12 protein-coding genes and 1 riboswitch are annotated in these 11,782 nt (G+C 62.0%); of the genes, 3 read left to right on the top strand and 9 right to left on the bottom strand.

Annotated elements, in window-relative coordinates; translation table 11 throughout:
- Positions 1-201: 201 nt before the first annotated feature.
- Positions 202-1,044 (bottom strand): FAS1-like dehydratase domain-containing protein, encoded by an 843-nt coding sequence (locus R8871_RS08490; RefSeq protein WP_175049902.1) that lies wholly within the window; start codon positions 1,042-1,044, stop codon positions 202-204.
- Positions 1,045-1,275: 231 nt separating this feature from the next.
- Here R8871_RS08490 and R8871_RS08485 point away from each other — a divergent pair, with 231 nt between their 5' ends.
- Complete coding sequence (locus tag R8871_RS08485; RefSeq protein WP_175049901.1) at positions 1,276-2,088, top strand: 2OG-Fe(II) oxygenase; 813 nt, start codon at positions 1,276-1,278, stop codon at positions 2,086-2,088.
- Positions 2,089-2,356: 268 nt separating this feature from the next.
- On the opposite strand, the gene R8871_RS08480 is transcribed toward R8871_RS08485, so the two are convergent.
- The 4 genes from R8871_RS08480 to R8871_RS08465 all read right to left on the bottom strand — a co-directional run bounded on the left by R8871_RS08480 (position 2,357) and on the right by R8871_RS08465 (position 5,777).
- A complete protein-coding gene (locus tag R8871_RS08480; RefSeq protein ID WP_175049900.1) occupies positions 2,357-3,172 on the bottom strand; it encodes a VOC family protein in 816 nt (271 codons plus the stop codon).
- Between the two features lie 57 nt (positions 3,173-3,229).
- A complete protein-coding gene (locus R8871_RS08475; protein WP_175049899.1) occupies positions 3,230-4,417 on the bottom strand; it encodes an ABC transporter substrate-binding protein in 1,188 nt (395 codons plus the stop codon).
- 380 nt (positions 4,418-4,797) lie between these two features.
- The gene (locus tag R8871_RS08470) at positions 4,798-5,544 is read right to left on the bottom strand and encodes a CbtA family protein (protein WP_175049898.1); all 747 of its coding nucleotides are present in this window, start codon (positions 5,542-5,544) and stop codon (positions 4,798-4,800) included.
- Between the two features lie 11 nt (positions 5,545-5,555).
- Positions 5,556-5,777 (bottom strand): CbtB domain-containing protein, encoded by a 222-nt coding sequence (locus tag R8871_RS08465; protein WP_175049897.1) that lies wholly within the window; start codon positions 5,775-5,777, stop codon positions 5,556-5,558.
- A gap of 53 nt (positions 5,778-5,830) precedes the next feature.
- Positions 5,831-5,918: riboswitch (adenosylcobalamin (AdoCbl) riboswitch) on the bottom strand.
- Between the two features lie 95 nt (positions 5,919-6,013).
- Here R8871_RS08465 and R8871_RS08460 point away from each other — a divergent pair.
- Entirely contained in the window at positions 6,014-6,625 is a 612-nt protein-coding gene (locus R8871_RS08460; RefSeq protein ID WP_175049896.1) for a histidine phosphatase family protein, read from the top strand.
- Positions 6,626-6,664: 39 nt separating this feature from the next.
- Here R8871_RS08460 and R8871_RS08455 read toward each other — a convergent pair whose 3' ends face one another.
- From R8871_RS08455 to R8871_RS08440, 4 genes are read right to left on the bottom strand one after another with little or no spacing between them, the layout of a single operon-like run.
- A complete protein-coding gene (locus R8871_RS08455) occupies positions 6,665-7,105 on the bottom strand; it encodes a hypothetical protein (RefSeq protein WP_175049895.1) in 441 nt (146 codons plus the stop codon).
- A 45-nt stretch (positions 7,106-7,150) separates the two neighbouring features.
- On the bottom strand, positions 7,151-8,161 hold the full coding sequence (locus tag R8871_RS08450) for an alpha/beta fold hydrolase (RefSeq protein WP_175049894.1): 1,011 nt from the start codon (positions 8,159-8,161) through the stop codon (positions 7,151-7,153).
- Positions 8,162-8,204: 43 nt separating this feature from the next.
- The gene (locus R8871_RS08445) at positions 8,205-9,563 is read right to left on the bottom strand and encodes an MFS transporter (protein WP_175049893.1); all 1,359 of its coding nucleotides are present in this window, start codon (positions 9,561-9,563) and stop codon (positions 8,205-8,207) included.
- Positions 9,560-10,636, bottom strand: coding sequence for an alpha/beta hydrolase (locus R8871_RS08440; protein ID WP_175049892.1), 1,077 nt, complete (start codon positions 10,634-10,636; stop codon positions 9,560-9,562). Before R8871_RS08440 ends, R8871_RS08445 begins: the two co-directional genes overlap by 4 nt.
- Before the next feature lie 233 nt (positions 10,637-10,869).
- On the opposite strand from R8871_RS08440, the gene R8871_RS08435 reads away from it, so the two are divergent.
- Positions 10,870-11,778: a LysR family transcriptional regulator gene (locus tag R8871_RS08435; RefSeq protein WP_175049891.1), complete on the top strand. Its 909-nt coding sequence runs from the start codon at positions 10,870-10,872 to the stop codon at positions 11,776-11,778.
- Positions 11,779-11,782 lie beyond the last annotated feature (4 nt).

The raw sequence follows: 11,782 nt of genomic DNA, 5'->3' as shown, positions 1-11,782 counted from the left end.
GCCCCCAGCTGCGGTGTGCCTAGGCATGCGAGCGGGCTTTCTGGGGCTGATTCAAGGGGGCTGCGCAGCCTGCGCGGATTGATTCGCGGGTGATTTGCGGCAAGTTAGCGGCGCATCGGCAGGTGTCGGTTCGTTTCTTATTGGAAATATCCTTGCCGCACTGAAGCAACCCCCGTTTGCTTTGGCTTTGATCGCCGTTTCTTACTCAAGCGCGGCCGTACCGCGCATCGTCAGATAACCTTCATGGTCTTTAGCCCACAGATCGACAGTCTTACCGTCGGCAGAAAGTTTTCCGCATACCGTGAAAGCCTGACCAGCAAAGGTAGGCCGCAGCGCCTTGTACGCGAAGCTTTGCACTACCGCGTCCGGCTGCTCACGGCGCACCAGATCGACCAGCAGCGTCGCGATCAGCGGACCGTGCACGATCAGCCCCGGGTACCCTTCCACCTCGGTCACATACGGATAGTCGTAGTGAATGCGATGGCTATTGAAGGTTAGCGCCGAGTAACGGAACAGCATCACGGCGTCCGCATCGATCGTACGGCTCCACGTTTCACCCTCGGGTGCGAGCGCCGCTTGCGGTGGTCGGGCGCCCTCTTGCGGCGCATCGCGAAAGACAATGTCGTGCTCTTCTTCGAGCTTCAGTTCACCGTCGACGTCAATCGCGTGCTGCACCGTCACAAACACAAGACGGCCGGAGCGGCCGGTCTTGTCTTCGATATTGGCGATGGTCGACGTACGTTTCGCATGCTCGCCAACTTTGAGCGGCGCGTGGAAAGTCAAGCGCCCACCGGCCCACATGCGGCGCGGCAACGGCACCGGCGGCAGAAAGTCGCCGCGCTTCGGATGGCCGTCCAAACCGGCGTCCGACAATGGCGTGACATGCAGAAAGTACAGCCAGTGCCAGAGCGGTGGAACTGTATCGCCACTTTCTTCGCGGTCCAGGGTCGCCGCCATTGCAGTCAGCGGAAAGGCTGTGATGTCGTCTTCGATCACGACCTCTTTGTCGAGCCAGTTATCGAGGTTCTCCGGGGCGGCGGACATGGGCAAAGTCTCCGAATACGCTGATTGGTGTGCCAGATAAGGTTTTACTACGAACCTCGCGTCAGGTTTCGCGAGGATTGCATTTTTCGATGCCTTCGAACCTACGGGGCACGGTTCGAGCGGCGCGACCATAACGATACGGGAATTGAACAGCAAGAGTCGGAGTGCGTGACCATGAGCGCGTGCTTACACTCAGTCATCGTTCGATGAATCGCTTTACGGAGAATGCTCATGAATACGGTCGCGAAGGCTATGCAGTCGCCGGGGTTGGAACTGGAGCTGGGGTTCGAGCCCAAACTGAAACACACGGCAACACTGAAGCCAGGCACCATAGCCGGCCCGCTTACGCAGCGCGTCGACGCGATCGACTGGTTCGATGTCGAAGAAGAACTGAACGGATATGGCTGCGCGATGCTGCGCAATCTGCTCAGTGCGCAGGAATGCGACGCACTGAGCGCAAACTATTCGCGCGACGATCTGTATCGAAGCCGCGTCGTGATGGCGCGACACGGTTTCGGCCGTGGCGAGTACAAGTACTTTGCGTACCCGCTGCCGCAGGTGGTGGCGGAGTTACGCACTGCGCTTTATCCGCGCCTCACGCCGGTCGCGAATCGCTGGAACGAGGCGATGAATATCGACGTCCGCTATCCAGCCGCGCACGGCGAATTTATCGAGCGCTGTCACGCCGCCGGCCAGCTGCGTCCAACGCCCCTGATTCTTCAATACGCCAAGGACGACTACAACTGCCTGCATCAGGATTTATACGGCGAGCACGTGTTCCCGCTTCAGGTCGCGATTCTGCTCTCGGAGCCTGGCCAGGATTTCACGGGCGGCGAGTTCGTCATGACGGAGCAGCGTCCGCGGATGCAGTCGCGCACGGAAGTCGTGCCGCTCGGCAAGGGCGACGCGGTGGTGTTTGCGGTTCACCACCGGCCGGTGCAGGGCACGCGCGGCGTGTATCGGGTGAATCTGCGGCACGGCGTGAGCCGCCTGCGCTCGGGCCACCGGCACACGCTCGGGGTGATTTTCCACGACGCGACGTGATTGCCGTTCCACTCGATAACCATCCGTCCTGGCGGGACGCACCGCCAAGCCACGGACCGGCCCCGTGTTCAATTGAGCGCTTAGGAGTAGGAACGCGTAAGTGGCGATGGGATTTGGATTTTGTTTGCCCACAGCGTTAAGGGACGGCGGCTGTTGTGAACTTGTCCACAGAAAATGTTCGCAAGCCTGTGGATAACAGCCCCACAACAGCGCCAACTGCTTGATCCACTTACCTTCCTAAGCGCTGCGCGCCGAAAGGCGATTCCCCTCACTCCGCGGTGATCTCGAACCATGCACCATGCGTGCGATCACGGTCGAGCACCCGCGGCTGCGCTTTACCATCAGCGCGCAAAGCAACACCGAACACCCCTTCCCCACGCGTGGCGAGTTGCCGGCGCAACGCCGCGCCTTCGGCGGTAACGCTCGCGGCATCGAGATGCACAGGGCTCAGCAACACAACGGACGTATCACCAATCCACACCGTCGCTGACGCCGCCCCCAGCCCCGGCAAAGCCACCGTCCGCGTCTCCCCTTCACCGATACCGAGCAACGCCCGATACCGCTGCAAACTCGCAGCCAGATCGTGCACAGCGACCGTCAAACTCGCCACCCCTCGCACGCCATTCGCATGTTCGCGGACCGCCCCCTCAGCCACACGCAGATGACGCGGCGTGATATCCCCGCACAGGAATGGCAAGTCACTGGTCTGCGGCCGGCCGGTCTGCCACTCGAGTCGCGCGCCATCCGGACGCACACGCCCACCTGCCTGCGGACCGTCGTATAGCAGACCTCGTCCATGCGCGGCGTCGATCACGGCACCCACGCTCGATGGCAACAACGCGTAGTCGACAAATCCATCGCCGTGACGCTGCCCCACATCCCACCAGCGACGCTGCGGCGCGGCCTGCAAAAAGGCGATCAACTCAATGTAACTGCCATCGGCGAAACCGATCAGCGCGTTATGCGTCACGCCGTCGGCATGGGTACCGCCTTGCTGCACGGTGAAACCCAGCGCCGTGAAATTTTCAATGGTCTGCGTCAGGTCGTGGACGCGAATCACAATGTGGTCGAGTAAAAGGCTCATGGCGAAAAAGTCGTGAATATTGTGAATGTTCGGAGAGCAAGACGGACAGCGGAATGTCTACTTCTGCGCAACCGTCGCCTTACTCTCAAGCAACGCCCACTTATCGTTCTTCACCACCACATTGATGTTTTTCACGCCAATCACACGACGCGTCGCCGGATCGAAAGTGGCCTTGCCGAACACGACGCTCGGAATGTCGTGCAGCTTCGGCAGCGCATCGCGCACGGCCTTGCGGTCGGGACCGCCGGCACGCAGCGCATAGGCGGCGATGATGACGGCGTCATACGCATAAGCGTTGAACGCGTCCGGCTCGCGATGATATTTCGCCTCGAAGCGTTTGACGAAACTTTGCACTTCAGGCCCGGATTCACCGGGGAAGAAGCTGGTGTTCGTCGCCACGCCGTTGACGGCCTCCCCGCCGAGTTCGAGGAATTTCGGTGAATACACGGAGCTGGCCGCGGCGATCGGCAAGTTGATGCCGCTCGTCCTCGCCTGGCGGGCAATCTGCGCGCCGTCGGAGTAGTACGAGATCAACACGATGCCGTCCGGGTTCGCGGCGCTCACGCGCACCAGCGTCGCGCGGAAATCCTTCTCGGCCGACTGATAGCCCTCGGCCGCAACGACTTGCGCGCCGCGTTCATTGGCGGCTTTGACGAAAACGTCTTTGCTGGTGCGTCCCCAGTCGGTGTTCAGATAGAGCACGGCAATGCGCTTGAGGCCGAGCGTTTTCACGGCGAGGTCGGCAAGCAACGGCTGGACGTCGGCCTGGCTGACCGACGGGCTCCAGATGTAGTCGCCGCCTTTGGTGAAGTCAGGATGCGAGTTGGTGAAGCCGAGTTGCACGAGGCCGGCATGCTGATAAATCGGTGACGCCGCCATTGAAGCGGGACTCGAGAAGTCGCCGAGTTCGATCAGGATGCGCGGGTCGTTGACGAACTTCTGCGCGATCGTGATGGATTGGCGCGGGTCGCTCTGGCTGTCCTCAAAGACGTAATTCAGCGGACGACCGTTGATGCCGTTGTGACTGTTGATCTCATCCAATGCAAGATCGAAACCCGCTTTCCATTGCGCGCCGTACTGCGCGTTCTGGCCGGTCAGCGGGCCGCTGACGCCTATCAGGATCGGATCGCCCGAAGGTGGCGCGGCGACGGCCGTTGTCGTCGTCGTGAATGCCGATGCGGCCAGCAGCAGAAGTGCCGTGATACGAATGGCCCACGATGGGCGCAGGCTTGATTGGTTCGACATGGTTCCAGGCTCGGTTTGCTTGAGATTGGAGTGAGTGTCGGATTTGCCCCGGCTTCGGGCAACCAAGCGATTCGCATAACGTTATGCGGCTATGGAACTTGTCCACAGAAAATGTTCATAGGGTTGTTGATAACAACGGGGCATCGCACCTAAGTGCTTGACGCAGATCGGTTTGTTGCTTGCGGTGCGGGGGGACGCAGCGATGATCGCCTACCCGGTTGGCGCGGAGCGGCGCATTGCAGATGGGGTGGTTTATCCACAGAAAACGTTCACAAGCCTGTGGATAACATTCCGGCAAACGCGCCAAGTACTTGATGTATTTGGCTTCTCTCGCGCTGCACGTCGGCGTGACCGCGGCTCGCGCGGTCACGCCGTTCACATCAAAGGTAAGCAGACTTCGCGGCGCTGCGGCTCGCGGGAGCCAGCAGTTTGCTTCGCTCAACGAGGGCGCCGAACAGCAGCCCAACGGTGGTCCACATAATCACCTGCATGCCGATGGCCGCGACGCGGAACTTCCACAACAACACCGCCGGGAAAGCCGCCGGCACTTCGTTGATCGTCGGCATCGACAGTTGCACGGCAGCAATGATCACGACAAACACCACGCCCGCCACAATCGAGCCATTCCACGCGCCCAGCTTCAGCGCCGCGCGGCGTCGAACCTTCAGCGAAAACACCATTGCGGCCAGCGAGATCGCAATCATCAGGAAGAACAAGCCGGTCCGCATCCCGATCGTCTCGGGGTCGCCCACCGAGGGTGGATTCGCCGGGTACTTGATGTTCGGAACAATCACCAGCGTGATAAACGCGCCAAGCGCGAGCCATGCGGACAACGCGCGCGCACTCAGCGCGCCGACGCGGCCGTACGCATACGCGAACACCAGCGAGAACAGGCCGCCGAACGCGGCGCCGTACGTCACTACGCCCGTCAACAATCCGAGGCCCGCCTGGGTGCCGCGGCTCACCAGTTCGGGTTCGGGCGCTTCGCCTTTGGCGGCGTCAGCTTTTTCCTCGAAGGAAATCGCCTGATCGACCTGCGGCTCGCCCACTAATCTCGCGAAGCCGAACGTGAGCAATCCCGCGGCGATGCCTGCAAGCATGCCGCGTACCAACAATTTACCGACCATGTTCGACTCCGTTAGTGGCAGGGAAAGCCGAGCAGATGGCGGCCGTCGTGCACGAATTCATGCACATACATGCCAGGCACCAGCGACGTGGCGCCTTCTTCTGCACCAACGAAATAAATTGCAAGCAACAGCAGCAAGCCGCCGAACACCACCCAAGGCAGCAGTTCACGCAGCGGAATCGGCGTGGGCTGGGCGACGGGCTGTGTCGTGGAATCGAAAACAGCGTTGGACATAATGGATATCTCCTGGGGGTAACGCGCCCCGATAGTCGATTGAAGAGGGATGGTGCGAAGCTCAGGTCTGGCTTTCGGCTCATGAATGCCGATTACAGTGGCGCGACCGCGCCGGGCTCTCACCGGCTTCCGTGCTTCGCAGTGACGCTATTCTACGCGCTAAACTTTGCCTCCCGGCAATGCAAAGCATGCACGCGGCGTCCCGCTTTAGTCCGGTCTTTATGGAAATCAACCGAATGGACACACGGCTGTTACTGATCAGCCACGCATCGACCGCGGCGATGCGCGCGGGCCGCTTTCCCGCCGACGACCCGCTCGACGCACGCGGCCTCGCCGAAGCAGCCGCTGCACGAGCGAGCCTGTCGATTCCGGATGACGCGGCGGTTTTCGTCAGCCCTGCCGTTTGCGCGCGCGACACGGCGTCGGCCTTGGGGCTTGGTGCCGCGGCATTGGTCGACGAGGGGCTAGCAGATATGAACTATGGTCTGTGGCATGGCCGCCGCCTTGCCGATCTCGCGGTTGAAGCACCGCACGACCTCGCCGCATGGACAGATGATCCCGACGCAGCCGCGCACGGCGGCGAGTCGTTCAGTCAACTCGTGAGGCGGGTGGGACAGTGGCTCGATGCGCTAAACCGTGCGCTGAGCAATGCGTTGAGCAAAGGCGTCATACCGGGCAACACGGATAACGTGGTCGCCGTCACGCACGCGCCGGTGATCCGGGCCGCCATCGTTCATGCGCTCGGCGCGTCGCCGGCCGTCTTTCCGCGCATCGAGATCGCGCCGCTCTCGATGGTCGAGTTACGACGCACGCGACGCGGCTGGACCTGGTGGCCGGCGTCGCAATAAGGGCGACGCGCGGACAACTCGAAACGCGCATGTGCCCACTCACTTGCCCGATACAACCAGCCTCAACTTGCTCGAATCTGCCCGCGTCAGCGTGATATCGGTCCGTTTGGCACGCGTGCCAAGATAAAAATGCTGACGTCCCGGTGAATTCTGGTCATGCGTCGCGTCCGGCAGACACGAGGCGATGTCCGCCGCGACGCCTTGCAGCGCGTCCGCACTCGAACCGGCGTCGTGATGCGGCGTCCACCTGCATTGGTAACTCCCACGGCTCGCCGAACAGAGGGCGTCATCGCCGTAGGGTTGCGCGACGCCCTTGCCGTCTTCCGGTGTCAGCGAAGCGAGGCCATCCGGCGCCGCCGCGACGATCCGTTTGAGCGATGCGCATGGGCTAGGCGCATCGTCGGCATTCGCGCTGCACGGCAGCAAGGCGCCAAGCGATGCAGCGGCGATCGTAATCGCGAGAATTCGGGTCCTGTTCATGTCGGCACAGTCCTTTGAAAGCTGGCCTTATCTCCGTAGCACGGTTCATGCCTTGCCGAACAACGCCGCCAGCCCCTGCGTCGATGCAAAAATCCCCTTCGCGTCGTGCCCGACGCCGTCGATCACAAACGTACGATGCTTCGCCGCCGCTTCCGGGTGCCGCGACGCCATATAGCGCGCGTAAGCCAATCCGCGCCCCAGCCGATGCTCGCCTTGCGTCTGAGCAGCGCATGAACGGTCGAGAGCCGGATGCTGCGGATCGCAATCCGCGCCGCCGAGCAGCACAGTGACGTCACGACGCGCATAGCGCGATTCGAGCGCATCGGCAGAGCCCGCCTCCCCGCCACTCGACGCATAGGCCGGCAAATCTTCGAGCCCGTACTTCCAGCGGTTGAACGACGGACACGCCGCCACATCGAACGCCGCGAATTCACCGGATGCGGTCGGCCGCATCGTGTCGAAGTACACATACGACGAAGGATTCGCCACCACATAGCGCACTGCGATTCCGCGCGCGACGAGCGGCGCCTCACCGCGCGCCACCACGGCATAGCGCTGCACCACCTGACCACCGCCCGAATGCCCCGCGATCACCACCTCGGTCAGCGACGCAAACTGCTCGCGTGACGCCAGTGTCTGCAGAATGGCGTCGAGCACATCGAACGAACTGAGCGGTGCCGGACCTTGGGCGTTGTCGCCGCCCATCCAGCCAGTCCAGTCCCAATGCAATGTGGAAGGCGGTAACGCATGCGCGCCAACGTCGGCACTCGCGAGGAACTGCGGCACGATCAGCAGCGTATCGGCCGCATCGCTACCAGCCAGTGCGCGCGCACGCTCCGCGAGATTGAAGTACGTGTCCGCGTTGCGCAGGCGTCCGTGAATCAGAATCACGGCACGCTTGACGTCATGCGTCGGCGCAAGCCAGTCGCCGTTCGTAAACACCGGCACGGTGCCGCTGCCCGCAGGTGTCGCGACACTCAGATGCCGGCTGGCGACGACGGCGACCGGACGTTCATTCGGCGCGCGTTCGTCATCGGTAATCAAAGGCTGGGTCATGCAATAAGCTCGTGGGTCATCTAATCAGTCTGGCTAGTGGCGCTTAACGCGTGACGTACTTCGCGGTTGCGCCATCCGGCTCACGTCCCGAGCGCGTGAAATACACCATCGCGAGCGACACGAAACCGGCAAAAATCAGGTAGAACGCCGGCGTCAGACTGCTGCCGGTCAGATGCGTCAAGGCGGTGATAGTGAGCGGCGCCATGCCGCCGAACAGCGTCACCGCAATGTTGTATGACAGCGCCACGCCCGCCGAACGGCTGCGCACCGGAAACAGCGTCGCGAGCATGCCGGGGTGCGAACCGGACATGGCCGCAAGGAACACCGTTGCGACCATCTGCGCGATGAACAGATGCCCCGGCGTGGGATTCGTCACGACGAAGTGATAAAGCGGATACACGCACACCATCCACGTGATCACGATCGGATAGAACAGCCGGTAGGCGCCATAACGATCGGCAAGCTTGCCGGACAGCGGAAACAGAAACAGATTCAGCACGCCCGAGACGAACGCGCCGAGCAGCGCGGTGGACAGCGGCAGATGCAATTGCCGCTCGACATACACCGACAGATACGAGTGCCACACATAATTGGTCGCCGCGCCGATGATGATCACGCCCATCGCGCAGATCGCCGCGTCGCCGTTGTCGTGGAAGAACTGGCGCACCGTCACACGCGGCGGCTTGTCCTTCTGATCGAGCAAGCGCTCGAACTCCGGCGATTCCGCCACACGATGCCGGATGTAGAAACCGAACGGCCCTGCCAACGCACCGAACAGAAACGGCAGGCGCCAGCCCCACGCCACCAGTTGCTCATGCGTAAGCTGCGTGGTCAGCAGATAACCGACACCTGACGAAAGCAGCAGCGCGAACGCCTGCGCCGACATATTGAAGCTGCCGTAGAACATCTTCTTGTGCGGCGGCGCGTACTCGACCAGCATCGCCGAGGCCGTCGCGAACTGCCCGCCCACCGAGAGCCCTTGCAACAGCCGCGCGAGCACCACGAGCAACGGCGCCGCGATGCCGATGCTGGCGTAGCCCGGCGTGAGGCCCATCAACAGCGTGCTCAACGCCATCGAAATGATCAGCAGCGAAAGCGCTTTGCGCCGCCCCGCTCGGTCAGCATAGATACCGAACAGAATGCCGCCGATCGGTCGCACGATAAAACCGACGGCGAACGTGGCGAGCGTCAGCATGATCGACACGAAACCACTGCCGCCAGGAAAGAACACCAGCGCGATGATCTTTGCAAAGTAGCCGTAGATCAGAAAATCGAACCACTCGAGCCCGTTGCCGAGCACCGAGGCAAAGATCGCGCGCCGCACCATCGACGGGCTCAGTCCGTTCGACGCCTCAGTAGCGGACGCCACATCGTTACGCTGATTCAAGCTCGCCCCGCTCATTGATCGCATCCTTGAGTATCGAACATCGCCGACAATGCGCAGACCGACGTCAGCATACGCGCGCCGTCGTGGCCGACGCCCGGTACGATATGAAAACTCTGCTTCAGCCCTTCCGGATGACGCGACTGGATATAGCGGTAGTACGCTTCTGCACGCGCAACACGCTGCGGACCTTGCGCTTCGGCGGCACAGCTTCTATCGAGCGCGCTTTGCTGCGGATCGTCGTCCGCGCCGCCGACCAGGTAGTCAATGCGGCGCGACGCATAAGTCGCTTCGAGTTGTGCGGGCGAGCGGTCGTCGAGGTATGGCGGCCGATTGTCCATGCCGTATTTCCATTGATTGAAATCGGCGCATTGCGCGGCATCGAACGGCGCGGCGACACCCTGTGCATTCGGCCGTTGTGCATCGAAATACGCATACGTCGACGGGCTCGCCACCACGTAGCGCACATCGATGCCTTCATTCGTCAGCACGCCGATGTTATGCGCCGCCACCGCGTAACGCTGCACGACCTGGCCGCCACCTGAGTGTCCCGCGAACACGACGTGCCGAAGATTTGGAAACAGCTTGCGATCTGCGAGGCGCGTGACGATCGCGTCCAGCACCGCATACGAACTGATGGGCTGCGGCGCCCGCGCCGCTTCGCCGCCCATCCACGCGTCGCCGGTCCAGCGCAGCAGATCGGCCGGCTCGTTATGCACGCGCGTGTCGAGCGTGGCCAGAAATTGCGGCGCGATCAGGAGCGTGCTGTCAGGATCCGCATGAGCGGCATCGCGCGCATTCTGCGCGGTGCGGAAATACACGTCCGCGTTGCGCAGTTTGCCGTGAATCACGATCACCGCGCGTGTCACCTGCGGCTGCGCGACGGTCCAATCCTTCGACAGGTACAGCGGAAATTCAGCTTGCCCTTGCGGCGTGTCGATCACAAACCGTGTGTCCGAGATCACCGCCACCGGCTTCAGATGCGACGCGTAGGCATGCACCGCGAATGCCGGTTGCGCGAGCAATGCCAGCATGACGGCACCCGCGGCCGCGCACCCCATCGCCAGACGTCGTGAAAGATTGAATGTCATGCAGCTTGCTCCTGATTACCGTGCACTGTCTTGAACGCGGTGCATCGTCAAATCTGTCGTTGAAAAGCTCAAAAACTCAGAACCGGTGGCGGATGCCGAGCGTAACACCACGCGATAGACGAGATCGTAGGATTGGGCGTGGCAAATGTAAAATACCTGTTTCACGCACTATCCATATTTATACGATATGGCAACGAGTCGAACGCAAAGCACGACCGAGGAGACAGAACACGATGGAGCTTCGCCACCTGCGCTACTTTCTGGCGGTTGCTGAGGAAGGCCAATTCACGCGTGCCGCCGAGCGGCTGGCCATGCAACAGCCGCCGCTCTCGCAGCAGATTCGGACGCTGGAGGAAGAGATCGGCTTCGAACTGTTTGTGCGCATGCCGCGCGGCGTAAGCTTGACGCCCGCCGGACAGGCTTTCGCAGAAGACGCGCAACGCCTGCTGCAGGAGCTGCAACACTCGGTAGACAGGGCGCACCGGATTGCGCGCGGCGAGCTCGGCACGATCTCGATCGGTCTCACCAGTTCAGCTGCGTTCCACCCTTTCACCACCGAGACGATCCGGGCCTTTCGCGCCGTGTGCCCCGAGGTCGCCGTGGAACTTGCCGAACTCAACGCGGCGGAGATTATCGAGCGTTTGGCCGCGGGGCAGATTCAGGCCGCGTTCCTGCGCAAGCCGGTCGATGCGCGCGAGGGCGTGGCATTCGAGCTATTGCTCGACGAGCCGATGGTGGTGGTGTTGCCAGTTGGACATCCACTGCTGAAAGGAGCCGGCAAGAAGCGGCCCCAGGTGTCGTTGAAGGCGCTGGCTCACGAGGACTTCATTCTGGTCCGCCGGCCTGGGGCACCCGGCATGTATGCGGATATCCTGGCGGCATGCAGACAAGCCGGGTTCGTCCCGCGAATTGCGCGCGAGGTGCCGCGCATGGTGTCAGGGATCAATCTGGTCGCAGCAGGGTTGGGTGTGACGCTGGTGCCGGCGTCGATGCAACGTTACGACCAGGTGGGCACCGTCTATTGCACATTGACGAACCCCGCCAGGTTGAGTGCGCCGCTGCATCTTGCTTACCCTGCGGGACTGCGCAACAGCGCGGCGACCCGCTTTATCGAACTGGTCAAGGAGCGTGTTCGCGGCTAAGCGA

The organism is Paraburkholderia sediminicola (assembly GCF_902859805.1).
GTDB lineage: Bacteria > Pseudomonadota > Gammaproteobacteria > Burkholderiales > Burkholderiaceae > Paraburkholderia > Paraburkholderia sediminicola.
The sequence above is the reverse complement of the archived record's forward strand: the minus strand, read 5'-3'. Positions and strand labels throughout refer to the sequence as shown.